Origin of the sequence: Phreatobacter sp. AB_2022a (assembly GCF_026847585.1) — a bacterium.
GTDB lineage: Bacteria > Pseudomonadota > Alphaproteobacteria > Rhizobiales > Phreatobacteraceae > Phreatobacter.
In genome coordinates, this window is the sequence record NZ_JAPSET010000027.1 from 1 (window position 1) to 25,702 (window position 25,702).

26 protein-coding genes are annotated in these 25,702 nt (G+C 68.9%); 13 read left to right on the forward strand and 13 right to left on the reverse strand.

What is annotated here, in order from left to right:
• From OZ671_RS19145 to OZ671_RS19170, 6 genes are all read right to left on the reverse strand, one after another.
• Positions 1 to 1,434: DUF882 domain-containing protein (locus OZ671_RS19145; RefSeq protein WP_328286389.1), on the reverse strand; the 1,434-nt coding region annotated here is incomplete at its 3' end.
• 221 nt (positions 1,435 to 1,655) lie between these two features.
• Positions 1,656 to 3,236, reverse strand: a complete 1,581-nt coding sequence (locus OZ671_RS19150; RefSeq protein WP_268862233.1) for a L,D-transpeptidase family protein — start codon at positions 3,234 to 3,236, stop codon at positions 1,656 to 1,658.
• Positions 3,237 to 3,462: 226 nt separating this feature from the next.
• Positions 3,463 to 4,947: a sigma-54-dependent transcriptional regulator gene (locus OZ671_RS19155; RefSeq protein WP_268862234.1), complete on the reverse strand. Its 1,485-nt coding sequence runs from the start codon at positions 4,945 to 4,947 to the stop codon at positions 3,463 to 3,465.
• 359 nt (positions 4,948 to 5,306) lie between these two features.
• Positions 5,307 to 6,560: an MFS transporter gene (locus OZ671_RS19160; RefSeq protein ID WP_268862235.1), complete on the reverse strand. Its 1,254-nt coding sequence runs from the start codon at positions 6,558 to 6,560 to the stop codon at positions 5,307 to 5,309.
• Positions 6,557 to 7,681 carry an asparaginase gene (locus OZ671_RS19165; protein WP_268862236.1) on the reverse strand — a complete coding sequence of 375 codons (1,125 nt, stop codon included), beginning with the start codon at positions 7,679 to 7,681 and terminating at the stop codon, positions 6,557 to 6,559. The genes OZ671_RS19160 and OZ671_RS19165 overlap by 4 nt, the downstream gene beginning before the upstream one ends.
• Positions 7,678 to 8,574, reverse strand: a complete 897-nt coding sequence (locus OZ671_RS19170; protein WP_268862237.1) for a polysaccharide deacetylase family protein — start codon at positions 8,572 to 8,574, stop codon at positions 7,678 to 7,680. The genes OZ671_RS19165 and OZ671_RS19170 overlap by 4 nt, the downstream gene beginning before the upstream one ends.
• A gap of 290 nt (positions 8,575 to 8,864) precedes the next feature.
• Between OZ671_RS19170 and OZ671_RS19175 the strand changes: the two genes are divergently transcribed.
• Complete coding sequence (locus tag OZ671_RS19175; protein ID WP_268862238.1) at positions 8,865 to 9,623, forward strand: IclR family transcriptional regulator; 759 nt, start codon at positions 8,865 to 8,867, stop codon at positions 9,621 to 9,623.
• 9 nt (positions 9,624 to 9,632) lie between these two features.
• Here the strand turns inward: OZ671_RS19175 and OZ671_RS19180 are convergent, their stop codons facing one another.
• Together OZ671_RS19180 and OZ671_RS19185 are read right to left on the reverse strand one after the other, a co-directional pair.
• A complete protein-coding gene (locus OZ671_RS19180) occupies positions 9,633 to 10,652 on the reverse strand; it encodes a glycosyltransferase family 4 protein (protein ID WP_268862239.1) in 1,020 nt (339 codons plus the stop codon).
• Entirely contained in the window at positions 10,652 to 11,479 is an 828-nt protein-coding gene (locus tag OZ671_RS19185) for a UDP-2,3-diacylglucosamine diphosphatase (RefSeq protein ID WP_268862240.1), read from the reverse strand. The genes OZ671_RS19180 and OZ671_RS19185 overlap by 1 nt, the downstream gene beginning before the upstream one ends.
• Positions 11,480 to 11,748: 269 nt before the next feature.
• Here OZ671_RS19185 and OZ671_RS19190 point away from each other — a divergent pair, with 269 nt between their 5' ends.
• From OZ671_RS19190 to OZ671_RS19235, 10 genes are all read left to right on the forward strand, one after another.
• Positions 11,749 to 12,429, forward strand: coding sequence for a class I SAM-dependent methyltransferase (locus OZ671_RS19190; protein WP_268862241.1), 681 nt, complete (start codon positions 11,749 to 11,751; stop codon positions 12,427 to 12,429).
• Positions 12,430 to 12,589: 160 nt separating this feature from the next.
• Positions 12,590 to 14,434, forward strand: a complete 1,845-nt coding sequence (locus OZ671_RS19195; RefSeq protein ID WP_268862242.1) for a M3 family oligoendopeptidase — start codon at positions 12,590 to 12,592, stop codon at positions 14,432 to 14,434.
• Entirely contained in the window at positions 14,434 to 14,865 is a 432-nt protein-coding gene (locus OZ671_RS19200; RefSeq protein WP_038307290.1) for an ester cyclase, read from the forward strand. The genes OZ671_RS19195 and OZ671_RS19200 overlap by 1 nt, the downstream gene beginning before the upstream one ends.
• Before the next feature lie 30 nt (positions 14,866 to 14,895).
• Positions 14,896 to 15,345: a hypothetical protein gene (locus OZ671_RS19205; RefSeq protein WP_268862243.1), complete on the forward strand. Its 450-nt coding sequence runs from the start codon at positions 14,896 to 14,898 to the stop codon at positions 15,343 to 15,345.
• A gap of 93 nt (positions 15,346 to 15,438) precedes the next feature.
• On the forward strand, positions 15,439 to 16,803 hold the full coding sequence (locus OZ671_RS19210) for an ABC1 kinase family protein (protein ID WP_268862244.1): 1,365 nt from the start codon (positions 15,439 to 15,441) through the stop codon (positions 16,801 to 16,803).
• A 92-nt stretch (positions 16,804 to 16,895) separates the two neighbouring features.
• Complete coding sequence (locus OZ671_RS19215; RefSeq protein WP_268862245.1) at positions 16,896 to 17,198, forward strand: DUF4031 domain-containing protein; 303 nt, start codon at positions 16,896 to 16,898, stop codon at positions 17,196 to 17,198.
• A gap of 52 nt (positions 17,199 to 17,250) precedes the next feature.
• Positions 17,251 to 18,225, forward strand: a complete 975-nt coding sequence (ispH, locus tag OZ671_RS19220) for a 4-hydroxy-3-methylbut-2-enyl diphosphate reductase (RefSeq protein ID WP_268862246.1) — start codon at positions 17,251 to 17,253, stop codon at positions 18,223 to 18,225.
• 29 nt (positions 18,226 to 18,254) lie between these two features.
• Complete coding sequence (locus OZ671_RS19225) at positions 18,255 to 19,217, forward strand: homoserine kinase (RefSeq protein ID WP_268862247.1); 963 nt, start codon at positions 18,255 to 18,257, stop codon at positions 19,215 to 19,217.
• Complete coding sequence (gene rnhA, locus OZ671_RS19230) at positions 19,214 to 19,657, forward strand: ribonuclease HI (protein ID WP_268862248.1); 444 nt, start codon at positions 19,214 to 19,216, stop codon at positions 19,655 to 19,657. Before OZ671_RS19225 ends, rnhA begins: the two co-directional genes overlap by 4 nt.
• A gap of 219 nt (positions 19,658 to 19,876) precedes the next feature.
• On the forward strand, positions 19,877 to 20,380 hold the full coding sequence (locus tag OZ671_RS19235) for a cupin domain-containing protein (RefSeq protein WP_268862249.1): 504 nt from the start codon (positions 19,877 to 19,879) through the stop codon (positions 20,378 to 20,380).
• 27 nt (positions 20,381 to 20,407) lie between these two features.
• Here the strand turns inward: OZ671_RS19235 and OZ671_RS19240 are convergent, their stop codons facing one another.
• Both OZ671_RS19240 and OZ671_RS19245 read right to left on the reverse strand, forming a co-directional pair.
• Positions 20,408 to 20,893: a peroxiredoxin gene (locus OZ671_RS19240; RefSeq protein ID WP_268862250.1), complete on the reverse strand. Its 486-nt coding sequence runs from the start codon at positions 20,891 to 20,893 to the stop codon at positions 20,408 to 20,410.
• 105 nt (positions 20,894 to 20,998) lie between these two features.
• On the reverse strand, positions 20,999 to 21,850 hold the full coding sequence (locus tag OZ671_RS19245; RefSeq protein WP_268862251.1) for a protein-disulfide reductase DsbD domain-containing protein: 852 nt from the start codon (positions 21,848 to 21,850) through the stop codon (positions 20,999 to 21,001).
• Between the two features lie 155 nt (positions 21,851 to 22,005).
• On the opposite strand from OZ671_RS19245, the gene OZ671_RS19250 reads away from it, so the two are divergent.
• Complete coding sequence (locus OZ671_RS19250; RefSeq protein WP_268862252.1) at positions 22,006 to 22,626, forward strand: YqgE/AlgH family protein; 621 nt, start codon at positions 22,006 to 22,008, stop codon at positions 22,624 to 22,626.
• Between the two features lie 21 nt (positions 22,627 to 22,647).
• On the opposite strand, the gene OZ671_RS19255 is transcribed toward OZ671_RS19250, so the two are convergent.
• On the reverse strand, positions 22,648 to 23,544 hold the full coding sequence (locus tag OZ671_RS19255) for a LysR substrate-binding domain-containing protein (RefSeq protein ID WP_442957103.1): 897 nt from the start codon (positions 23,542 to 23,544) through the stop codon (positions 22,648 to 22,650).
• 120 nt (positions 23,545 to 23,664) lie between these two features.
• Between OZ671_RS19255 and OZ671_RS19260 the strand changes: the two genes are divergently transcribed.
• Entirely contained in the window at positions 23,665 to 24,645 is a 981-nt protein-coding gene (locus OZ671_RS19260) for a bile acid:sodium symporter family protein (protein ID WP_268862253.1), read from the forward strand.
• A 19-nt stretch (positions 24,646 to 24,664) separates the two neighbouring features.
• Here OZ671_RS19260 and OZ671_RS19265 read toward each other — a convergent pair whose 3' ends face one another.
• Both OZ671_RS19265 and ykgO read right to left on the reverse strand, forming a co-directional pair.
• Complete coding sequence (locus OZ671_RS19265; protein ID WP_268862254.1) at positions 24,665 to 25,261, reverse strand: tetratricopeptide repeat protein; 597 nt, start codon at positions 25,259 to 25,261, stop codon at positions 24,665 to 24,667.
• A 121-nt stretch (positions 25,262 to 25,382) separates the two neighbouring features.
• A complete protein-coding gene (gene ykgO / locus OZ671_RS19270; RefSeq protein ID WP_038307337.1) occupies positions 25,383 to 25,508 on the reverse strand; it encodes a type B 50S ribosomal protein L36 in 126 nt (41 codons plus the stop codon).
• Positions 25,509 to 25,702: the final 194 nt, after the last annotated feature.

Consider the following 25,702-nt stretch of genomic DNA (forward strand, 5'->3'; position numbering starts at 1 on the left):
GGTGATCAGGGCCGGCAGCGCGGCCGCGGCGACGACCGCCGAACCGCCGATGATCTGCGGCCGGGCGGGCGGCATCGGCGCCTGCGCGACCTGGACCCGGTCGGTCGCCGGCTGCGGCTCGGCGAGCGGCATCGGCCTGTTGGGTTCACCCTGCCGTGCCGCTTCGGGCACCGGCATGGGCAGCGGCGGCGAGAACGCGGCCACCACCGTCGGCGCGGGCGGCTCGGCCTGGCCCGGAATGGCCGGCCGGGCCATCGGCATGGGGCCGGACGCGATGCGCTGCATCAGCTCGCTCTCGCCATCCTGTTCGGCGTCGAGCCGCGCCCGCTCGGCGGCCGAAGGCGCCCGCACCGGGAGCGGCGCCATGGCGATCTGCATGCGCGGCGCATTCGGCAGGATCTGCATCGGCGTGCCGGCACGCCCGCCGGCGGACGGCACCTGCGAGCCCTGGGCCGGCGGCGGCGGAGCCGCCTGGGCGACCTGCGTCACAGCGGGCTCGTTGCGGGCCGGAATTCCCGGCGCGGCCTCACCCGGCCTGAGCGTCGCCGACATGCGACCGCCGCTGCCGCGCTGCGCCAGCATGGTGCGCGAAGGCTGCTGCGGCACCGGCTGCTGCACCGGCTGCGCAGCCTGGCGGTTGGCGCCGCCAAAAAGCAGCGCGAAGATGTTGAACCCGCGCGGCCCCTCGTCGGCCTCGTCCGCGCGAGAATCGTAATGGCGTGAAGCCGAGCCGCCGCGCGCCTGGACCATGGCGAGCGCCACGTCGAAGCCGGGCATCGGCCGCCCGTCGGCCGGGATGTGCACGGTCCGCCCGTCGGGGAACAGGCGGGCGAGATAGTCGCGCGACACTTTCGGCCAATGGCGGACCGAACCGGTGTCGAGGTGGATGAAGTGATTGGCCGAGCCCGGATAGAAACCGACGCCGCCGCGCTGCAGCTGCAGGCCCACCTCGCGGACCCTGGTCATGGAAACGCCGGGGATGAAGAAATCCATCGCCCGGCCCTGGATGTGCTGAGAATGTTGCGCGACCGCCCGCGAGCGGCGGCGCAGCATGGCATTGGTGCCTTCCGAGCGGTAGGCCGACAGGACGTTGATCGGTGCCTGGCCGCCGACGCCGCGATAGACCTCCCACAGGAGGTCGAAGAGCCCCGGATCCATGCGCGTCGGCTGGTCGGTGCGCCAGTCGCGCAGGAACCAGTTGAGCCGGTTGAGCGCTTCCTGGTCGTAGCGGCCGTTGCGCTTGAACGTGATGAGCAGCTCTTCGCCGGTATGCCGGTGCACGAAGGGCAGCGTGCGCGTGTCGCCATTGGCGACGACGGTCTGGGTCTGGCCGCCGACCAGCATCAGGAACCCGAACCCTACCGCTACCGTCGATGCACCCCGCAGCAGACGCTGCGATACGAAGCCGGAAAGGGTTCTGATCTGCTGTTTCACGATGTTTTCTGGGCTCTGGTCAGCGGACGAAAGACCGAATTCTCCGCCGGGCCCGCCCGGCAAATGGTGAACGCATCATCGTCGGGAACGGTTAAAGAACCCTTCTGCCGCACGACCGGACGCCTGGACAGCCGGCTCACGGGCCCGTGAGCGGTAAGCACCGACTGTGGCGAAATCATGCCGGATCATGATCCCATCCATCATGAACGGTAAACGGAACGTCAGCCCCGTGTGCCGGCCAGGACCGCTCGCACGCGGGCATTGTGGCCATAAATATCAGCATATTCAACGAGCGAGCCGGTGCTATCCACCGTCATCGTGAAATAGACCAGATGGATCGGCACGGTCTGCTTGAAGCGGACGGTACGCTCATTTGGGCCATAAAGTCCCTGAATCCGGGTGCTGGACCAGGTCTCGCCCGGCAATCCGAGATTGAGCAGCACCTCCGCGAGCGCTTCCGGATTCTGCACGCGCACGCAGCCGTTCGACAGCGCCCGGTAGCTCTGCCCGAAATATTGCCGCGACGGCGTGTCGTGCAGGTAGATCGCGTGCCGATTCGGGAACATGAACTTCATCTTGCCCAGCGCATTGGCCGCGCCGGGCGGCTGGCGGAAGGCATAACGGCCGATATTGGCGGAGGCCCAGTTGATCGTGGACGCGTCGACCACGCGGCCGCCTTGCACCACCTGGATGCCCCGCCGGGCGAAATAGCCGCCGTTGCGCGCCGCGCCGCTCAGCATGCTGCGCCGGACGATCGAATGCGGCACGTGCCAATAGGGGTTGAACACGATGTGGCTCATCGCATCCGAAAAGATCGGCGTCTGGGTTTCGGCCCTGCCCATGACCGCGCGGGTATGGTGGATGACGCGGCCGTTCTGGACCACCTCCACCTGGTAGGACGGGCTGTTGACCCAGATATGGGCCTGGCCGAGATCGCGCGGCAGCCAGCGCCAGCGCTCCAGATTGGCGACCAGGTCACGCTCGCGCAGGGCGTTGCGGCGGATCAGCGGCGAGTCGCTCATCTCACGCCGCTCGCCGCGCATCTCGATCAGCTTGGCACGCAGGCGCCGGAACCCCTCATGCGGCGGATTGAACGCGTCGAGCGCCGCGGTGGTCGCGACGGCATCGGTCGTCTTGGCCAGTTCGGCCAGCGCCTGGGCCGGCTCGATCCGCGGCGGGCGCACGTCGAAATAGGCCGAGAGCTTCCCCGGATCGGTCCGTCCGGCCGAGGCCTGCGCGGCGTAGAGGGCGACCGCGCGGGCGAGCGCGACTTCGAGGCGGGCGACGCTTTCGGCCGTGCGTGCGCCCTCCGGCATGGCGAAGCGGTAGGCGGCCGGGTCGAGGCCGTCGTCGCCGGCCTGGCCGAGCCTGGTCAGGGCCGCCCGGCCGCGCGGCGACAGGACGCCGTCCTGGACGAACAGCGGCTCGTAGCGGCGCTCGGCGTAGAAGGCGGCGAGCGCCTGCAACGCCCGGTCCCCCTCGGGACGCGCGAGCGCTGTCTGCAGGGCGCGTGCGACGCGCTGGACGGTGATGGCGGGATCGGGCTGGCCGTTCTCGACGAGGCTCGGCGGATCGTCGGGGATCGCCGCGAGCTCGGCCGCCGACGGCTCGGGAATGACCGGGGTCGGCGCCAGGGCGGCGTCGGGATGTTCGTCGTCGGCGAGCGGCACGCCCGCGACCGCCGGGTCCTGGGTCATGTGCTCGGCGAGCAGCGGCGACGGCGGGAAGGCGGCGAGCCCGAAATCGGCGGCCGTCAGCGGCAGGGCGGCATCGAGCGGCGGCCGCGGGATGGCAGCTTCCACCTCCCAGTCTGCGAGCCGGAAACTTTCGGCGGTTTCTGCCTTCAGGGGCGCGCAAAACCCTAGTCCCATCAGGGCGCACGAAAGCACTGCCGACCGGAGCCGCATCTTGATCCCCTGGGCCGCGGCGACGGCCGCAGGCATTGACTTGTCCAACACGCGACTCGGCGCAAAATCAAGCGCCGGAGCGGGTTTGCACACCGTTTCAGCCGCCTGCGCGGCTTTGCGGTCACACTCCCTCCGCCTCGGCCTCGCCCTGCTCGATACCGAGGTCCTTCAACTTGCGATAGAGCGTGGAACGCCCGATGCCGAGGCGGCGCGCGACCTGCGACATCTGTCCGCGATAGTGTTCTATCGCGAACTTCAGCGCCTCGGTCTCCAGCACCTCCATCGGCCGGACATGGCCGGCCTCGTCCAAGAGGCCGATCGAGGCGCCCGGGACGATCATGGCAGGCGGCGCGGGCGCCGCGATCTGGCTTGCCGGCTCAGGCGCCGAAGGCGGCGGCGGAGCCAGCGGCACCACCACCTCGTAGCCTTCGACATGAGCCGCGATCTGCGGGAAGTCGGCGACCGACAATTCGTCGCCGTCGCACAGCACGACGGCACGGAACACGGTATTCTCCAGTTGCCTGACATTGCCCGGCCAGCCATAGGCCTGCAGCAGGCCAAAGACAGCCGGCTGGATGCCGCGCACGCGCTTGCCCTCCTCCGCCGCGATCCGCGCCAGGAAATGCCGGACGAGATCGGGAATGTCCTCGACGCGTTCGCGCAGCGGCGGCAGGGTCATCGGGAAGACGCAGAGACGATAGTAGAGATCCTCGCGGAAGCGGCCCTCCTTCACGGCCCGGATCAGGTCGCGATTGGTCGCCGAGATGATGCGGATATCGACCTTGACGCTGCGCTTGGCGCCGACCGGGTCGACCTCCCCTTCCTGGATGGCGCGCAAAAGCTTGACCTGGGTTTCCAGCGGCAGTTCGCCGACCTCGTCGAGGAACAGCGTACCGCCATGGGCCTCGACGAATTTGCCGGTGTGCTTGTCGGTGGCGCCCGTGAAGGCGCCCTTCTCATGGCCGAACAGGATGGATTCAACGAGGTTCTGCGGAATGGCGCCGCAATTGACCGCAACGAAGGGCTTGGCGCGCCGTTCGCCCGATCCGGCGATGGCGCGGGCCAGAAGCTCCTTGCCGACGCCGCTCTCGCCTTCGATCATGACCGGGATCATCGAGCCGGCGGCCTTCTCGGCCATGCGCAGCACCGGCGCCATGCGCGCCGAGCGGGTCACGATGTCCTTGAAGCCAAGCGTGCCTTCGGCCTTGCGCTTCAGGCGCTGCACCTCGGCGAACAGCGCCTCGGTCTTCAGGGCGTTCTTGATCGACACCGACAGACGCTCGGCGCCGACCGGCTTGACGACGAAATCGGTCGCGCCCGCCCGCATCGCATTCACGACCGTGTCGATGCCGCCCTGGCTGGTCTGGACGATGACCGGCTTGGCGATGCCCTGCTCGCGCATGGCCGCGAGCACGCCCATGCCGTCGCGCTCGGGCATGACGAGGTCGAGCACCAGGAGGTCGATGCCGTCGCCCTCCTCGGCGAGCACGCGCATCGCCTGCTCGCCGTTCTCGGTGATGCGCACGTCATAGCCGGCCTTGCGCACGATGGCTTCGACCAGGCGGCGTTGGACGGGATCGTCGTCGCAGATGAGGATGGTGGTCATTGGATGGCCCGGCCTTCCAGATGCGATGTCTCGATTCGGGAAAGGGTGAGCATCCCCCGTAAAGAGAGGGTTAATGGCGACCGAACGTAATGTGCTGAAATCGGTTTCGCCATGGGGCATGGCCGCCGGCCCGACCGGGCATCGAGGCCCGGCGGCGGCCCTCGGCAGGCGACGAAGCGCGGGCCGACCTCGCCCTTGCCGCGCCACTTGCGGCGTTTCAGACCACCCAGTGACCGCGAGTTCGAACGTGTCGGGCACCGCCTCGGCGTCGTTCTAGCGGCGGCGCGCTGCCCCTCGCCGCGTTGCGCGCGCGGCGCCGGCGCGCCGGGGCCGGGCCTCGAACCCGCCCCGGCGGGCGCTCAGGCTCCGGGCGTGGAACGAAGCCTGCCGGTCATCAGGCAGAGCAGCGCGGCAATGACGGCGCATCCGGCGAGCTGCCCGGCCCCGGCCGGCGTCCAGCCGACGACGTTCTTCAGCGAGCCGAGAATATAGCCCGCGAAGGCCGCGGGGATGTAGAGCGCGGCGACGAACAGGCCGGACGCCTGTGCGGCCTTCCGGCGCACCACGGACTTGATGATGCCGGCGGAGAGGTTCGCATAGACCATGCCGCTGATGGTGACGCCGAAGATGAAGGAGAGCAGCATGTGGAGCGGCAGCGAGCGGCTCAGTTCGGTGAACAGCAGCCCGCCCGACACCGCCGCGACGAGGAGCGATGCCACCAGCAGCTTGCGGTAGTCGAACCGGTCGCCGGACCAGCCGCCGATCAGCGAGAACAGCGCGCCGAAACCATAGCAGCTGACGGCGAGCGCCGCCTCGCGCGGCGAGAAGCCGACGGCCTCGCGCAGATAGGTCGGATAGAGCCCGAGATAGCCGTAGATGCTGAGCCCCGCGAACACGGTCGCCGTGGCGAGCAGGACCGGCCGCGGCGCCCAGAGGCTCTCCGCGGCGTCCTCTTCGCGACCGGCGGCGGAAAGGTCCTCGTCCGCGCGCGCCTCGCTGAACCAGGGCCGCACGAAGAGCAGGATCAGCAGCAGCACGGGAATGCCGGCGAGGCCGAAGACGATGAACGGCATCTGCCAATGCGTCGCGTTGAGGATGGCCGCGCCGATATTGGGCCCGACCACGGCACCGATGCCGAAGGTGAAGTTCAGCGAGCTTGCCGCCATCGCCCGGTGGTTGACGAAATAGGTCGTGCCGATGGCGAGGATCGCGGTGAGCTGCATCGCTTCGCCGAGCCCCGAGACGAAGCGGTAGACGAGCAGGTCGGCAAGGCCGCTCGCATAGGCGGTCAGAAGGGTCGCGACCGAGAAGATGATCAGGCCGAGAATGGACACGCCGAGGCGCGACATCCTTTGGAGGAGGTAGCCGGTCGGGATGCCGGCAAGGCCCATGCCGAGCGTGAAGATCGTGGAGGCGAGGCCGACCTGGGGCAGCGACAGGTCGAGCGCCCGGCGGACATCGGTGGCGAGAACCGAGAACAGCTGCCGGTCCATGGCGTTCACCACATAGGACAGCAGCAGTACGACGAACATGGCGAGCGCGACCTTGTCGCGGCTGCCGGCTGCCGCGTCGGCGGATGCGGCCCGGGACTGGCTGGGGACTGACTGGCTCATGGCAACGATGCCTTTCCGCGCGTGACTGCGCCGGACGCACCCGACCGGGCGGTCGTGGCGTGGGTTTGGGAGGATGGCGAGAGGGGGCGTGGCGGGGCGGCGGAACCGGTATCGCCGTCCGGGCTGCCCGATCGTTCGGCAAAAGCGCGGGCAAGGTCCGGCCCCGCCAGCCCCTGCATCGTCAGGAGCTGCAGCAGCAGCCGCGCCTTGAGCCCGCCGATCAGGCCGCCGGGCATGAGGCCGCGACCGATGAGGTCGATCTCCGAGCCCGCAAAACCGTAGGTCCTGGTGAAGACCGGGCCGCCGCCCGTGCGGCTCGCGAGCACGACGGGCATGGCCGCGGCGAGCCTGCCGATCGCCGGCGCGAGATGGTCCGGCACGTGGCCGGCGCCCATCGCCTCGATGACCGCGCCGCGATAGCCGAGCCCGGCAAGCGCCGCGATCAGCCTGTCGTCGTCGCCGAGGCCGACCTTGACGAGCGCGACCGGCGCGACCGGCACGCCGGCGGGCAGAGCCAGAGCCGGCCGCCGCGGCACGCGCGCCAGGATCAGGACCTCGCCCTCCGCGACACGGCCGAGCGGACCGGCCACCGGCGAAGCGAAGGCGTCGGGCAGCGCGGTATCGGCCTTGGCGACATAGCGCGCGGCATGAATGCCGTCGTTCAGCACCACCAGCGTGCCGAGGCCGCTCATCGCCGGAGAGGCTGCCACCGTGACCGCGGCGACGAGATTGGCCGGACCGTCTGCGCCCGGCGCCGCCGCGCCGCGCATCGCGCCGGTCACCACGACCGGTCTGTCGGAGCCGACCAGCAGGTCGAGGACGAAGGCGCTCTCATCGATCGTGTCGGTGCCCTGCACGACCACCGCGCCGGCGCAGTCCTCGGCAAGGCGCCTGTCGACGAGCGCGGCGATCGCGCGGAGGTCGTCGAGCGTCAGCGACGCGCCGGGCTTGGTGGAAAAGGTGACGACATCCAGCTCGGCGAGCGCGCCGAGCGCGCCGAGCGCGCCGATCTGACGCACGAGGTCGCTGCCGCTGAGCGAGGGCGTGATGCCGCCGCCCGCCGCACCGGTCATGGTGATCGTGCCGCCGGTCGACACCAGGAGAATGCGCGGCAGCCTCACGATCCGGCATCCTGCTGGCTGCGGAAGATGTCGAGGATCTCCGCGCCGGTGCACATGAGCACGTCGTCATGGGCGAGGATGTGGTCGTAGAGCGCCTCCAGATAGCGGATGCGGTGCGGCACGCCGGTCAGATAGGGATGGATGCTGATCGCCATCACGCGCGGGACGGTCGCGCCCTCCTGGTAGAGGCGGTCGAACTGGTCGCGGCCGCGGGTGAAGATTGCGTCCGAGGGCTGCTGCTGGACGGCCGAGAGCACGACGTCGTTGATCTCGACCGTATAGGGCACGGAGACGATCTCGCCGGCGCGGGTCCGGATCGCCACCGGCTGATCGTCCAGGACCCAGTCGGCGACATATTCGATGCCGGCCTCGGCCAGCAGGTCGACGGTTTCGTCGGTCTCGGTCAGGCCCGGGCTTTCCCAGCCGCGAACCGGCTTGCCCGTGAAGGCGCCGATCGCATCGATGGTCTGGCGGATCGCCGCGGCCTGATCGGCCACGCGGTGCATCGGGCCCTGCACGAAGCCGTGGCCGATGAAGTCCCAATCCGCCGCGCGGGCCGCTTCGCAGGCGGCCGGATAGGCCGCGATCGCCGAACCGTTGACCGCGAAGGAGGCCTTCAGGCCGCGCGCCGCGAGCACGTCGACAAAACGCCAGAAGCCGACGCGCATGCCGTATTCGTGCCAGGCCCAGTTCGGAACGTCGGGCAGGAGCGGCTGTCCCATCGGCGGTGGCAGGACTGCCCGGGGCATCGCCCCGGTCGGCTCCCAGTTCTCCACATTGACGATGGTCCAGACTGCGACCCGCGCCTTGCCGGGCAGCTTGAAACGGCGCCCGACGATCGGGTCGTAGGGAATACGTTCCCGGACGGTCCGTCCGGGCCGGTCATTGCTCATGATGCAGGGCCTGTCCTTCGCTCGAAGTTCCAATAAGTGGAATCCGGAAACGATAGGAACCGGCGGCACGGCCCGTCAAAATTTATCGCATTTTCCAGAATAGAATTTCGGAATATGGAATTTTGTCCAAAACATGAAAGCTGGATCGGGTCGGACAGGCGATCTTCCAGCCATTTGGAACCTCCCGGACGATCGCCGGGATCGTTGACACTTCAATAATTCCATATAGTAGAATTTCATTGTGCGCCATGAGCATGGCGTCGGCGCGGCGGGGATCGAAGGGGCTTACCGTGACATCCATCTCGGGCACGCAGACCATTTCGCGCGCCGTCGGCGCCTTGCGCTTGGTCGCCGCGCGGCACGGCAAGGCCGTCCGCCTCGCCGACATTGCCGAGGCCCTCGCCCTGCCCCGCCCGACCGTCCACAGGCTGCTGCAGGCCCTGGTCGAGGAAGGCCTGCTCGCCCGCGATCGCAGCTCGCGCCGCTATGTGCTCGGCAGCTTTTCGCTCGAGCTCGGCCTCGTCTCGGCCCGGTCCCTGACCATGCACCAGCAATGCCGCCCGGCGCTCCAGCAGCTCGCCGAGCGGACCGGCGACACATCCTTCCTGTTCGTGCGCAGCGCCAATGACAGCGTCTGCATCGATCGCGTCCAGGGCACCTTTCCGATCCAGACGCCGTCGGTTCCGCTCGGCGCCCGGCACCCTCTGGGCATCACCGCCGGCGGCCTCGCCCTGTTCGCCGCGCTCGATGACGCCGACGCCGAGCAGGTGCTCGCCGACATCGACCCGCTGCTCCATGCCTATGGCCGGATGACCGGCGACGAGCTCCTGCGGCTGCGGCGCCTTGCCCGAACGACCGGCCATGCGCTGATCGGCAACCGCGCGGTGCCCGGGGTGACCGGCGTCGGCCTGCCGATCTTCGCCCCGACGGGAAGTGCCGTCGCCGCGGTCGCCGTCGCCTCGACCAGCGAGCGCATGACGGCGGCACGTGTCGCCGAAATCCTGCCCGACCTGCGGGCGGCGGCCGACGCCATTACCCGCCTCACCTGACGGTCGCGGTCACGCGGCGCGGCAGGGCGCCATGTCGAAAGGAGCGAGCGCCTCGGCGAACTGGCGGGCGGCGGCGGTCCAGGACCGGCCTTCCGCGACGGCCCGGCAGCGCGCCCGGTCGAGCGTCAGCGCGATGGCGATCGCCTTGGCCAGATCCTCGTCGAGGCAGGCGATCGTCGGATCGGCCACCACGTCGATCGGCCCGGGCACCGGAAAGGCCGCGACGGGCACCCCGCTCGCAAGCGCCTCCTGCATGACGTTGCCATAGGTGTCGGTGCGGCTCGTGAACACGAAGACGTCCGCGCCGGCATAGATCTCGGCCAGCGCCTCGCCGGTGCGCGCGCCAAGGAACACCGCATCGGGAAAGCGCCTTTCGAGCTCGGCGCGCTGCGGCCCGTCGCCGACCACCAGCTTGGTGCCGGCCACGTCGAGGCCGAGGAAGGCCTCGAGGTTCTTCTCGACCGCCAGGCGGCCGACGCTCAGCATGATCGGCCGTGGCCAGTCGAGCCGCTGGCCCGGCCGCGACCGGAACAGCTGCGTGTCGACGCCGCGCGCCCAGAGCGTCAGATTGGCGAACCCCCAGCGCTCGAGCTCCCGGCGCATGGTTTCGGTCGGCACCATGGTGCGCTGCGCCGCGCCGTGGAAATGGCGCAGCCAGGCATAGGTCCAGGCTTCCGGGATCGGCGCCCGGGCTCTGACATAGTCCGGATAGCGGGTGTGATAGCTGGTGGTGAAGGGCAGCCGGCGCGTCAGGCACCAGCGTCGCACCGCGTGCCCGATCGGGCCTTCGGTGGCGATATGGACGGCATGGGGCGCGATCGCGTCGAGCCGGCGGGCGACGGCCGATCCGGCCATGATCGCCAGCCGGATGTCCGGATAGGTCGGCAGCGGCAGGCTTGGCAGGCCTTCGGCCGTGACGAAATGGGCGGCGATGCCGAACTGCGGCAAGGCGGCCGCGGTTTCCTGGAGCGAGCGCACCACGCCGTTGATCTGAGGCGACCAGGCGTCGGTTGCGACCGCGAGGCGCATCAGGCGGCAACCTTCCGACCGCCGGGCAGCGGCAGGGGCAGATCGGCTTCGGCCTCGGCGGCGGCGGCCGGCGCCGCCGTCTCCGGCAGGATCTCGGTCCAGCGGACGATCTCGAACCGGCCCTCATAGGTCTCGACGAGCGCCGAGCAGCTCTCCACCCAGTCGCCGCAGTTCATGTAGCGGATGCCGTGCTGGTCGTGGATGGCGGCGTGATGGATATGGCCGCAGATGACGCCGTCGACCTTCTGCCGGCGTGCCTCGCTGGCGAGCGCCTCTTCGAAGGCGCCGATGAAGTTGACCGCCTTCTTCACCTTCAGCTTGGCCCAGGCCGACAGCGACCAGTAGGTCAGCCCCAGCTTGCGCCGGACGAGATTGAACCAGCGGTTGAGATAGATCGCCGCGTCATAGGCCCAGTCGCCGAGATGGGCGAGCCAGCGCGCATGCATGACCACCACGTCGAAGGCATCGCCATGCACCACCAGGAAGCGCTTGCCGTCGGCCGAGGTGTAGATTGCCTCGTCCATCACCTCGATGCCGCCGAAATGGGTGCCGAAATAGTCGCGCAGGAATTCGTCGTGGTTGCCGGGGAGATAGATGATCTGCGACCCCTTGCGCACCTTGCGCAGCAGCTTCTGCACCACGTCGTTGTGCGATTGCGGCCAATGCCAGCCGCGCCTGAGCTGCCAGCCGTCGATGATGTCGCCGACGAGATAGATGACGTCCGCGTCGTTGTAGCGCAGAAAGTCGATGAGCAGCTTGGTCTGCGACCCGCGCGCGCCAAGATGCACGTCGGAAATGAACATTGCCCGGTAGCGCTTCTCCGCCATGACCTGGATCCCGCTGCAAAAGCCGTGACCGCCAGGAAGCAGATTCCGTTACAGCTTTTGTGACAGCCGGCCAGCATCAGGGGTTCCACGCGGCGCCGAATAGCGGTTCGCTGCTGTCGCAAGACTGTCGCATGGGCTTGCTAGGCGCTCGGCGAGCCGTCGTTTTCGCCTCGAACTCTTGAGTCGACGGCCCCGTCGTCCCGCACGATCGCCTGAAGACCTTCGGGCGATCACGTCCTCTCGCACCGTCCAGACGCAAGGAGCCCGACATGGCAGGAGATCTCGATCGCGAAACGATGGAGAAAGCCTATGCCCGCTGGGCGCCGATCTACGACGCCGTCTGCGGCCCGGTCTTCGAGCAGGGCCGCCGGGCGGCCGCCCAGGCGGCGCGGCGCGTCGGCGGCCGGATCCTGGAGGTCGGCGTCGGCACCGGCCTGTCCTTCTCCGACTACGACGCCACCACCGAGATCACCGGCATCGACCTGTCCGAACCGATGGTCGCCAAGGCGCGCGAGCGGATGACGAGCGGCGCCTTCCCCCATGTGAAGGACGTCCGGGTCATGGACGCCCATGACCTCGCCTTTCCCGACGCGAGCTTCGACTGCGTCGTCGCCCAGTTCGTGATCACCCTGGTCGAGCGCCCGGAGCGGGTCCTGGACGAGTGCGCGCGCGTCGCCCGGCCCGGCGCCGAGATCATCCTCGTCAACCATCTCTATTCCGAACGGGGGCTTGCCGCCGCCATCGAGCGCTGGTTCTCCAAGCACGCCCACACATTCGGCCTGCGTCCGGAATTCCCCTTCGCGCGCCTCGAGGCCTGGGCTGCCAACCACGGCGGCGCCGAGGTGATCGAGCGCCGCCGGGTCGGTCCGCTCGGCGTCTATTCGCTCGTCCGCTTCCGCAAGCGCGGCGCCGGAATGGCCGCCGACCCGCGCCGGCTCGCGGCCGGCTGAGCGCTCCGGCCCCTGCCGGGCACCCCGCTTGTGTAACGGAACGTTGCCGGAAGGCAACGCCGCCGAGGTTCCGGCACGCCCGGGCGAAGCACCGCATTGATCGGACCGGCGGTTCCGACCATAGGGGACGTTTCTGTTCGTCCCGTCGGAGGCTCCATCCATGCGTCGAACGTTCCAGGCTGCCCATGCGAAAGGCGCGGGCGAACGCGCCAAGGCCACGGACGCGCTCGGCGCCTTGCCGCAGTGGGATCTGAGCGCGCTCTATCCGGCCATGGACGCGCCGGCGGTGCGCCGCGACCTCGACAAGGCCGAGCGTGAGGCCATCGCCTTCGAGACCGCCTTCAAGGGGCGCCTGGCGGCCATCGCCGCGGATGCCGGCGCCGAGGCCGAGCTTGCCGACGCGGTCGTCCGCTACGAGGCGCTCGAGGACCTGCTCGGCCGCCTCGCCTCCTTCGCCGGCCTCGTCTATGCCGGCGACACCACCGATCCGATCCGCTCCAAATTCTACGGCGACATCCAGGAGAAGATCACCGCGATCTCGTCGCATCTCCTGTTCTTCACCCTGGAGCTCAACCGCATCGAGGATGCCCATATCGAACGGGCCATGTCCGGCGCGCGGCTCGGCCACTACCGGCCCTGGCTGGAGGATCTCCGGCGCGACAAGCCGTTCCAGCTCGAAGACCGCATCGAGCAGCTGTTCCACGAAAAGAACATGACCGGCCGGGCCGCCTGGAACCGGCTGTTCGACGAGACCATCGCCAATCTGCGCTTCACCGTCGATGGCGAGAGCCTGACGCTGGAACCCACCCTCAACCTGCTGCAGGACCCGGCCGAGGAGCGGCGCAAGGCGGCCTCCGACGCGCTCGCCGCCACCTTCAGGGACAATCTGCGCACCTTCACGCTGATCACCAACACCCTCGCCAAGGACAAGGAGATCGTCGACCGCTGGCGCGGCTTCGAGGACGTCGCGGATTCCCGCCACCTGAGCAATCGGGTCGAGCGCGAGGTGGTCGACGCCCTGGTCGCCGCGGTGCGTGCCGCCTATCCGAAGCTGTCGCACCGCTACTATAAGCTGAAGGCGCGCTGGTTCGGCCGCGACACACTGAACCATTGGGACCGCAACGCGCCGCTGCCCAAGGTCGAGACCCGCACCATTCCCTGGGCCGAGGCACGCGACACCGTGCTCTCGGCCTATGCCGGCTTCTCGCCCGATATGGCCGCCATCGCGCGGCGCTTCTTCGACGAAAGCTGGATCGACGCGCCGGTACGGCCCGGCAAGGCGCCGGGCGCCTTCGCCCATCCGACCGTGCCGTCCGCGCATCCCTATGTGCTGCTCAACTACCAGGGCAAGCCGCGCGACGTGATGACCCTTGCCCATGAGCTCGGCCACGGTGTCCACCAGGTTCTGGCTGCGCCGAACGGGCCGCTGATGGCACCGACCCCGCTGACCCTGGCCGAGACGGCCTCGGTCTTCGGCGAGATGCTGACCTTCAAGGCCGTGCTGGAAGCCACCACCGACCGCGTGCAGAAGAAGGCCCTGCTCGCCTCGAAGGTCGAGGACATGATCAATACGGTGGTCCGCCAGATCGCCTTCTATTCCTACGAGCGCAAGGTGCACATCGCCCGCCGCGAGGGCGAGCTGACCGCCGACCAGATCTGTGAGGCCTGGATGAGCGTGCAGGCCGAAAGCCTCGGCCCGGCCATCGTGCTGAAGCCGGGATATGAGACCTTCTGGGCCTATATCCCGCACTTCATCCACTCGCCCTTCTACGTCTACGCCTATGCCTTCGGCGACTGCCTCGTGAACTCGCTCTATGCCGTCTACGAGACCGCCGACAAGGGCTTTGCCGAGCGCTATCTCGCCATGCTGGCCGCCGGCGGCACCAAGCACCATTCCGAGGTGCTCGCCCCGTTCGGGCTCGATGCGCGCGAGCCCGCCTTCTGGCAAGGTGGTCTCAGCGTCATCGAGCGGATGATCGCCGAGCTGGAGGCCATGGAGAGCTGATGTCGCACCAGACCGAAATCGTCACGCTGTTCTACAAGGGCCTGTGGGACAAGGCGGACAAGAGCCTCATTCCCACCATCTTCCACGAGGGCTTCACCTTTCGCGGCTCGCTCGGCCCGGTCCTGGTCGGCCACGAGGCTTTCGCCGGCTACGTCGATTTCGTCACCGGGGCGCTCGAGAACTATACGAGCGACATCCTGGAACTGGTCGAGCAGGACAACCGCGTCGCCGGCCGGCTGCGCTTCCATGGCCTGCACCGCGCCGAGCTGTTCGGTTTCGCGCCGACGGGCAAGCACGTTGCCTGGGCCGGCGCGCCGTTCTTCACCTTCGAAGGCGACAAGGTGCGCGATCTCTGGGTGCTCGGCGATGTCAACGGACTGCTCGAGCAGCTCCGCGCCAACCAGGCGGCCTGGGATCCCGGCCGGGCCTGAACCCTGCCCGCTCGCAACCGGACGACCGCCATGCGCGAAGTCTACCGCAATACCCGCTGGCGCCGCGTGCGCTTCCTGCAGGCGCTGTTCTGGGCCGCGACGGCAGGCTTTGCCTGGCTCGCCTGGTCGACGCGCATCGAGGATCCCTCGAACAATCACCTGGCCGCGCTGATCCTGACGCCGATCGTTGCCGCCGCGGCACTCGGCCTGGAGTTCTATCTGAGGCTCTACGTGACGGCGCTCTACGCGTCCGACACGGCGGTGACGGTCGAGACGCTGTCCACCATCGGCCGGAGCCGGGCGACCTATCCCATGTCCGATATCGTCTTTGGCCGCGAGCGTCGGACCGACCCGCGCAAGACCGTCGTGGCGACCGGCTTCCATCTCGACAACAAGTGGCGCGCCATGCGGGTGGCGACGCGCAAATGGGCCTATGTGATCGATACGACCGAGGATGGCGACCCGCGCCGGCCGGGCTGAGCCGGCGGCAGCGGGCGCCTTCGGCCTCGGCGCCCTCGCGGCCGGGCGCCTGAAGCACTATCTCTTGGCGGTCCAGTCAAAGCCGGAGCGCGCATGTCCGAACGTGACGATGAAGCCAACCGCCTGACCGGGCGCCTGTCCCGCTATGCCCGGGTGGGCGTCAACGTCTCGGGCGCCGCCGCCTCGATCGCCGCCGCCCGGCTGTTCGGCAGGTCTCTCGACCGGGAGAAGAACGCCGCCGACCTGACCCGTGCGCTGGGCGGACTGAAGGGGCCGATCATGAAGGTCGCCCAGCTCCTGTCGACCATTCCCGAAGTGCTGCCGCCGGAATATGCCAGCGAGCTGCAGAAACTGCAGTCGGAGGCCCCGCCCATGGGGCCGGCCTTCGTCAAGCGACGCATGATGGCCGAGCTCGGCCCGGACTGGGAAAAACGCTTCGCTGCCTTCGACAAGATCCCCGCCGCCGCCGCCTCGCTCGGCCAGGTCCATCGTGCCAGCGCCCATGACGGCATGGCGCTCGCCTGCAAGCTGCAATATCCCGACATGCAGTCGGCCGTCGAAGCCGACCTCGTCCAGCTCGAAGTCCTGTTCGCGCTGCAGCGCCGCATGGACCCGGCGATCGACACGCGCGAGATCATCAAGGAAATCAGCGCGCGGGTGCGCGAAGAGCTCGACTACCGCCGCGAGGCCAAGCACGCCGCGCTCTATGCCGAGGTCCTGAAGGACGAGCCGCTGGTGCGCGTGCCGACGGTGCGGCCCGAACTGTCGACCGGACGCCTGTTGACCCTGTCCTGGCTCGAGGGCACGCGCATGCTGAGCCATGTCGAGGCGTCGCTCGCCGAGCGCAACCGGCTCGCCACCGCCATGTTCCGCGCCTGGTGGCATCCTTTCGCCGCGATCGGCGTCATCCACGGCGATCCGCATCTCGGCAACTACACCGTCTTCGCGCAGGACGGCGAAGCCGGCGGCATCAACCTTCTCGACTATGGCTGCGTGCGCGTTTTCCCGGCCCGGTTCATCGGCGCCGTGATCGACCTCTACAAGGGCCTGGAAGCGGGCGACGAGGCGCGCGTCGTCCACGCCTACGAGACCTGGGGCTTCAGGAACCTGCGCAGGGATCTGATCGAGGTTCTCAACATGTGGGCGCGGTTCATCTACGGACCGCTGCTCGACGACCGCGTCCGGACGATCGCCGACGGCGTCGCGCCCGGCGAATATGGCCGGCGCGAAGCCTTCCAGGTGCACAAGGCGCTCAAGGAACGCGGACCGGTGACCATCCCGCAGGAATTCGTGCTGATGGACCGGGCGGCCATCGGCCTCGGCGGCGTTTTCCTGCACCTGAAGGCCGAGCTCAATTTCTATCGCCTCTACAACGAGGAGATCGAGAATTTCAGCCTGGACGCCGTGGCCGCGCGCCAGGACCGGGCGCTCGGCCTGGCCGGCCTGAAGGCCGCCTGAGCGGCGGGCGCGGCCATGGACCACGGAGCGGACGACAGTGCCCCGCGCCAGCAGGGGCCGGATGGTGGCCCCGCGCGGCACGAGGGCCGGTAATGGCCGTCTATGTCGACGATGCCATCTGGCAGTGGCAGGGACTGAAATGGTGCCATCTCCTCGCCGACGACATCGACGAGCTGCACCGTTTCGCCTTTTCGCTCGGCCTCCACCGCTCGTCCTATCAGGGACCGCCGCGGACCAGCGCGCCACATTACGATCTGACCGGCTTCGAGCGCGACAAGGCGATCGCGCGCGGCGCCAAGGCCTGCACCCGGCAGGAGATCGTCGCCATTTTCCGCAAGGTCAGGGTGCCCCGGGCGACGCTGCCGCCGAAGCGCCGTCACGCACCCGTCCCTTGACAGGTCCGGCGTTCCCCCCGAAACCGAAACCGCTTCGTCCGGAGACCCTGGTTTGGCCAGCTCACGCCCAGAACTGCCGCCCTTGAAGATCCTGCTCTGCTCGCCGCGCGGCTTCTGCGCGGGCGTGGTGCGCGCCATCGACGCCGTCGAGCAGGCCCTCAGGATCTATGGCCCGCCGGTCTATGTCCGCCACGAGATCGTCCACAACCGCTTCGTCGTCGACGGCCTCAAGGCCAAGGGCGCGATCTTCGTCGAGGAGCTTTCCGAGATCCCGGACACCGAGGCTCCCGTCATCTTCTCCGCCCATGGCGTGGCGAAATCGGTTCCGGCCGAGGCCGAGAAGCGCAACTTCCTGGCGATCGACGCCACCTGCCCGCTGGTCACCAAGGTCCATCGCGAGGCCGAGATTCATTTCCGGCGCGGCCGCGAGGTCGTACTGGTCGGCCATGCCGGCCATCCCGAAGTGGTCGGCACTATGGGCCAGCTGCCGCCGGGCGCGGTCACCCTGATCGAAACGCTCGCCCAGGCCAAAGGCTTCGTGCCGAAGGACGAGGCGCAGCTCGCCTATGTCACCCAGACCACGCTGTCGGTGGACGACACGCGCGAGATCGTCGACTTCCTGACCGCGCGCTTCCCGGCCATCGTCGGACCACACAAGGAAGACATCTGCTATGCCACCACCAACCGCCAGGAGGCGGTCAAGCGCGTCGCGCCGCGGGTCGAGGCGATGATCGTGGTCGGTGCACCCAATTCGTCCAACTCCCAGCGCCTGCGCGAAGTGGCCGAGCGCGAGGGCTGCCGCATTTCGGAACTGGTGCAGCGCGCCGCCGATATCGACTGGGACCGGTTCGGCCAGATCGCCTCGCTCGGCATCACCGCCGGGGCCTCGGCACCGGAGGTGCTGGTGGAGGAGATCATCGAGGCTTTCGCCACCCGCTACAGCGTCACCGTCGAGACGGTCTCGACCGCCGACGAGAGCGTCTTCTTTCCTCTGCCCCGCCAGCTTCGGCCCGACGCCGCAGCCTGAAGGTCCAAAGCCCGAAAGTCCGAAGCCAAATGGCCGTCTATACCGATGTCACCGCCGAGGAGCTGTCGGCGCATCTCAAGCGCTACGACATCGGCTCGCTCTTGTCGTTCAAGGGCATTGCCGAAGGCGTCGAGAACTCCAATTTCCTGCTTCACACGACGGCGGGCTATTTCCTGCTCACCTTGTTCGAGAAGCGGGTGGACCCGAAGGACCTGCCCTTCTTCATCGGACTGATGGAACACCTGAGCCGGCGCGGCCTGAACTGCCCGCAGCCGGTCAAGATGACCGATGGCGAGGCGCTCGGCATGCTCGCCAAGCGGCCGGCGGTCATTGTCACCTTCCTCGAGGGCCTGTGGATCCGCCGCCCCCAGGTCAGCCACTGCGCGGCGGTCGGCCGGGCGCTCGCCGAACTGCACCTTGCCGGCCAGGGCTTTGCCATCCGGCGCGTCAACGCCCTGTCGGTGGGCGGCTGGCGGCCGCTCTACGAGCGGGCGCAGGATCGCGCCGACACGGTCGCTCCCGGCCTGCGCGACACCATTGCGCGCGAGCTCGACCATCTCGAGCAGGTCTGGCCGCGTGACCTGCCGGCCGGCGTCATCCATGCCGACCTGTTCAACGACAATGTCTTCTTCCTGAACGACCGGCTGTCCGGTCTGATCGACTTCTACTTCGCCTGCAACGACCTGCTCGCCTACGACTTGGCGATCTGCCTCAATGCGTGGTGCTTCTCGCCCGACAACGAGTTCGATTTTGCCAAGGGCGCGGCCATGCTGGCCGCCTATCAGGACGTCAGGCCGCTGGAACCGGCCGAGCGCCAGGCCCTGCCGCTGCTCGCCCGAGGCTCCGCCCTGCGCTTCCTGCTGACGCGCCTCGTCGACTGGCTGAACGTGCCGCCGGGCGCCGTGGTGACGCCCAAGAACCCGCTCGAATATCTCGACAAGCTGCGCTTCCACCAGCGTGTGGCGTCGGCGACAGAATACGGCCTCAAATGACCAAACGCGTCGAGATTTTCACGGACGGCGCCTGTTCGGGCAATCCGGGGCCGGGCGGCTGGGGCGCCATCCTGCGCTACGGCGATGCGGTCAAGGAGATGTCAGGAGGCGAATCCGAGACCACCAACAACCGCATGGAGCTGATGGCGGCGATTTCGGCGCTGGAGGCGCTGAACCGCCCTTCGGCGGTCGAGCTGCACACCGACAGCCAATATGTGAAGAACGGCATCATGAGCTGGATTCACGGCTGGAAGCGCAACGGCTGGCGTACCGCCGACAAGAAGCCAGTGAAGAATGCCGACCTCTGGCAGCGGCTGGACGAGGCGAGCGGACGCCACACCGTCACCTGGCACTGGGTCAAGGGCCATGCCGGCCATGACGAGAACGAGCGGGCCGACGAGCTCGCCCGGATGGGCATGGAGCCGTTCAAGCGGCGCTGAGCCCGACCCATCGCCCGATATGGTTATCGGTCTGCCTCGCTTTCATGAAAGCGCGCCGCTGCAAGGGCTTGCCGCCGCGGCGCGGCATGCCCCGCCGCGTCCAGGACCCTGCAGGCCGGCGCCATCGGCCGTCCTTGCCGCCGATCCTGGCAAGGCTTTTGCGGAAGCGGTCCCATGCGGGGCGCGGATGTCCCGCCGCGAAACAGCAGGGCAGGAACGATGTCCAATACCGCGATCAAGGCGGCAAGCCTCGACGAGATCGAACTCGACCCGGCGCCGATCCGGCCGGAATGGATCCTGGACGGCGCGCCGGTGGCACGCTGCCGGCAATGGTCGGACAGCAGCGACGGCACCACCTCTGCCATGGTCTGGGACTGCACCGCCGGCCGCTTCCGCTGGTATTTCGGCGGCGACGAGATCGTCCACATCATCGAGGGCGAAGTGATCGTATCGGGCGACGGCGCACCCGAGCGGACGCTGCGGCCCGGCGATGCCGCGCTGTTTCGTGCCGGCACATGGGCGACCTGGCACGTGCCGCGCTATGTCCGCAAGCACGCCATCTGCCGCGACAGCCTGCCGGCCGCCATCACCCTGCCGCTCAAGGTCACGAAAAAGGCGGCCCGCTTCGCGAACCGCCTGCTCGATCGTTTCGGCCACCGGATTCCGGGCTATGCCTCCGGCGAGCACCTGACTTTCGCGCTCGTCGGCGCCATCGTGCTGTGACGGCCGGCGCCGACGGCCGTGGCGGCCTCAGAGCTGCTTCAGCAGGGTCTCGGCGCCCGACACGTCCGCCTTGCCGGGCGCTTCCTCGACATTGAGCTGAGCCACGACGCCGTCCTTGACCAGCATGGAATAGCGCTTGGAGCGCATGCCCATGCCGAAGGACGACATGTCGTTCTCCAGGCCGATCGCCTTGGCGAAATCGGCGCTGCCGTCGGCGAGGACGCCGACCTTGTCGACCGCGTTCGAAGCCTTCTGCCAGGCATCGAGCACGAAGACGTCGTTGGTCGAGGTCGCATAGATGGCGTCGACGCCCTTCGCCTTGAAGGCGTCGGCATTGGCGACGAAGCCGGGCATGTGGTTCTTGTGGCAGGTGGGCGTGAAGGCGCCGGGCACCGCGAACAGAACCACGGTCTTGCCGGCGAAGAGGTCCGCCGTGCTGCGGGCGGCCGGGCCGTCGGCAGTCATCTGGCGAAAGGTCGCATCGGGCAGGCGGTCGCCAATCTTGATGGTCATCGGGCTTTCCTCGTCGTCGGAAACGGCTCGCCGGGCGGCGGGCGCGGAAGGGACGGCTAGAGGAATAGACGGTCCGCCCTCCCGCGTCGAGGCGGCCCCGGCCGATCAGGCAAGCTTCAGCTGCGCTTCGAGCGCCCGGCTGCCGGCCACCAGCGTGAAGGTGAGGAGATGGCCGAGCGGCGCGACGCCGCGCGGTGCGCCGTCCAGCGTCAGGCGGAAGCGCCGCCTGGCGCCCTCCTGATCGAGCGGCTCCGGCAGCGGCAGCGCCCATTGCGGATCCGGCCCTTCGGCGAAGAGATCGACCCTGCCGGTCTCGGCGCCGACATCGGCGAGCAGCGTCGCCACCGGCTGCGGTCCGGCCTGTTCGACCGCGACGAGCGCCAGCGACAGGCCCTCGACGGCCGGGCGCGGCACCTGCTGGGCGAAGCGCGCGACCTCGCCGGCCAGCGCGGGGTCGGGCGCCGGGCCGGCCGCCAGCGTCAGGCGCGTCTCGCCCTTGGCGGGAATGCAGATGGTCTCGCAGACCGCATAATCGACCTTGGCCGCAAGATGCACGGGCTGCGCGGGATCGGCCGGGCGGACCAGGACCGGAAAGACCACGTCGGCCTTGTAGCCGATCGACTGGCCAGCACCGTCGCTGAACCGGATCGGCGCCGGCCAGGCGAGGCTGATCTCGGCAAGGTTCTGCGAGGCCGACCAGTCGAACAGCGGCGGCACGCCCGAGTCTCCCGGCGTCCGCCAATAGGTCTTGGTGCCCGGTTCGAGCCTGATCTGCAGCCCGGCCCTATGGCGCAGCGCGGCGCCCTCGCCCTCCGAGCCCGCGCCGATCAGCCGCAGCGACGAGCGCATGTCGCGCGACCATGCGGATGCCGCGTCGGCGACCGCCGGCCGGCTGCGCAGGAGCGCCGGCGCCGAAACGGCCGCGAGGGTCAGGAGAAGATGGCGCCGATCGATCATGACAAGGCACTTAGAGCGGTCCGCCGGCCCTGACCACTGACGATCCGGTGAACACCGGATGCCGCGCGGACAAGCTTACGTCAACAGCCCGTGAGGCGGGTGTGGGTCCTGCGCGGCCGGTAGCCTTCCCGATCATTCCGGGGTAATTTGGAAGCATGGCGCAGCAACCAACCCGACGCAGGCCGCGCGACACGTCCCGCGGCTATCTCGACGGACAAATGCTCATCGCGATGCCGACCATGCGCGACGAGCGGTTCGCCCGTAGCGTGATCTATGTCTGTGCGCATTCGTCCGACGGCGCGATGGGCATCGTGGTCAACCAGACCGCGACCAACCTCGTTTTTCCCGACCTCCTGGTGCAGCTCGACATCATTCCGGAGGACCGCAAGATCGCGCTGCCGCCGAGCACCTCGGCGGTCAGGGTGCTGCGCGGCGGGCCGGTCGAGACCGGACGCGGCTTCGTGCTGCACACGTCGGACTTCTATGTCGAGAACTCGACCCTGCCGATCGACGAGGGCATCTGCCTGACCGCCACCCTCGACATTCTCAAGGCCATGGCGAGCGGCGACGGCCCGACCGACGCGGTCCTGGCGCTCGGCTATGCCGGCTGGGGCGCGGGCCAGCTCGAGAACGAGATCCAGGCCAATGGCTGGCTGCACTGCCCGGCCGACCGGGACCTGATCTTCGGTTCCGACATCGAGACCAAATATGACCGGGCCATGCGCAAGATCGGCATCGACCCGACCATGCTGTCGAGCGATGCCGGCCACGCCTGAGCCGGCCTGGCGGCCGCCTCTCTAGGAGGCAGGCTTCTGCAGCCGCGCGGCATTGGACAGGATCGTCGCGGTGAGCGCCGCCGCCGTCCGGTTCTGCGGCCCCGGGCCGATCACCACGAATTCCATCATGCCGAGCGCCGGCAGGTCGCGCGCCGGCGGCAGGGCGGCAAGCCCCGGCGGCATCAGCCGCGCCGAATGGGCGGTGATGCCGAGCCCGGCGAGCACCGCGGCCCTCACCCCGCTGAAACTGCCGCTGGTGCAGGCGACCCGCCAGGCGCGGCCCGCCCTGTCGAGTGCGTCGAGCGTCAGGATGCGCGTCACGCTCGGCGGTCGGAACAGCACCAGCGGCAGCGGCCGGCCTGGATCCGGCCGGATGCCGGGTCGGCCAAGCCAGGCGAGTTGCTCGCGCCAGACCGTGTGTACGCGGGCCGCCGGGCTCGACAGGACGGTGCCGGCTGGATGATCCAGCGGGCGCTTGATGAAGATGAGGTCGAGATCGCCGGCCTCGAACATGCGGACGAGCTCGCCGCTGATGCCGACGGTCAGTTCGACATCGACCGAGCTGTGCGCTTCGGCAAATTCGGCCAGCACCGCCGGCAGCTCCGACAGCACGAAGTCTTCCGAGGCGCCGAAACGCAGCCGGCCGCGCAGCGCCGAGCCGGCGACGAACCGCTCCATCCTGGCATTGGCCTCCAGCACGCCGCGCGCGAACCCGATCAGCGCATCACCGTCGGGCGTCAGCGCCACCGCATGGGTGTCGCGCGCGAACAGCCGGCGCGCCAGGCCCTGCTCCAGCCGCTTGATGTGCTGGCTGATCGTCGACTGCCGCACCGCGAGCCGTTCCGCCGCCAGCGTGAAGCTGCGGGTTTCCGCTACCGCCAGGAACGAGCGCAGGAGGTTCGGATGCGGCAGTTCCACGGCAGGCCTCCAGCAGCGACGGTTATCACGCTCCTTGAATTCTAATATCGATGCCATTCACGATCAAAATGGCGGAGAACAAGGCCCGAACGATCCACCAGGACCGAGAGGGACCTGACGATGGCCTTCCGCCCGCTCTCGCTGCCACTTCCCGATCCCTATCTGCTGGCGCTGGCCGCCACGGCCGGGCTTGCCTCGCTGCTGCCGGCGCGCGGCCCGGCTGCCGGCACCCTCGACCTTGCGGTGCAGGCCTCCATCGCGGCGTTGTTCTTCCTCTATGGCGTCCGGCTCGCGCCGCAGGCGGTGCGCGCCGGCCTCGTCCACTGGCGCCTGCAGGCGCTGATCCTGGCCATCACCTTCGTGCTCTTCCCGCTCGTCAGCCTTGCCCTTGCGACCACCTTCCGCTCCTGGCTGCCGCACGACCTCGCCCTCGGCCTGATGTTCATCGGCATGCTGCCCTCGACCGTTCAGGCCTCCATCGCCTTTACGGCGCTGGCGCGCGGCAATGTGCCAGCGGCGCTCTGCAGCGCCACCCTCTCCAATCTCGCCGGCATGGTCGTGACGCCGGCCCTGGTGGCGCTGCTCGTGTCGGCGCGCGGCCCGGGCATCGGCTTCGCCGGGCTCCGCGACATCGCCTTGCAACTGCTCCTGCCCTTCCTCGCCGGCCAGCTCGCGCGTCCCTGGTGCGGCGGCCTCGTTTCGCGCCACATGTCGGCGGTCACCGCCGTCGACCGGGGCGCGATCCTGCTGATCGTCTATTCGGCCTTCAGTCACGGCATGACCGCCGGCATCTGGCAGACGGTCGACCTTGCCAGCCTCGGCCGGATCGCGGCACTCGCGACGCTGATGCTGGCGAGCGTGCTCGTCGCCAGCACCTGCATCAGCCGGGGGCTCGGCTTCTCGCGCCAGGACGAGATTGCCATCGTCTTCTGCGGCTCGAAGAAGAGCATGGCGAGCGGCATTTCGCTTGCCAACATCCTGTTCGTGGGCCAGCCGGTGAGCTTGATCGTGCTGCCGCTGATGCTGTTCCACCAGGCCCAGCTCTTCGCCTGCGCGACGCTGGCCCGCCGCTACGCGGCGCGGGCCGATGCCGGCCCGTGACCGGCGCCCGGACGGCCCGTCACAGGGCCGTTCCGTCCACCTTGGGCTGCAGCCTGCGGATCACTTCGGGGATCCGCTCCAGATGCGGGTTGATCTCCAGCGCCTTGCGGAACACCACCAGCGCCTGGCGCTCGTCGCCGAGCTGCTGCAGGATCATGCCGAGACCGGCGAGCGCGCCATAGTGGCGCGGCTCGCGCCGCAGGACCTGCTCGATGTCGGCGACCGCCCGGCCATATTCCTTGCGGGCGAAATAGATGGTCGCCCGCCGGCTCCAGCCCTCGACATAATCGGGATAGAGATCGACGACGGCATCGAGCAGGGAGAGCGAGAGATCGTGGTCCTGGCGCTGGAAGGCCTGGGCGGCACGCGCCATCAGGAGATCGACCGTATCCGAGCCCGAGCGGGCGAGAATCAGGGAAATCTCCCGGTCGATGACCCGCGCGATCCGCGGGTCGCTCGCATCCTTCAGCCGCGAGAACAGCTCGTCGAGCCGGCGCGAGCGCTCCGATTCGAGCGCGGGAACCGATGGATTGCCGGCAAGCGGCGAGCCGCTCGACGGGCCGGTCGTCTGCGCACCCGCCACGCCCGCCAGAAGAGCGGGAGCAAGGAGGGCCAATAGAAAAACCGCCGCGCGCGTCATGGCCCGAAACTGAGCCAAGATGTGCCGGCGGTCAACAAAAGAGGGCGCGAGCGCCCTCTCCCATCCCATCACATCCGCGCCAGGCGCGGAGCGGGGCTCAGCCCTGACGCGCCTTGAAGCGCTTCTGGGTCTTGTTGATGATGTAGACGCGGCCCTTGCGGCGCACGATCTGGTTGTCGCGGTGGCGGGCGCGCAGCGACTTGAGCGAGTTGCGGACCTTCATCGGTTCGATCCCTTGTGAACGACAGCGCAGAGCGCCGGGACATCCCGACTGCCTAAGCGACGATATTCGGAGGAGGCGGGCTATAGCCGGGGCGGCCCGGCCTGTCAAGGTTCGGCGTGCCGCAAGACCATATGCCGCCTTGCGCGGTCCCTCGCCCGCCGCCCGGCCGGCGGCGCGGACAGGCGCAACCTTTC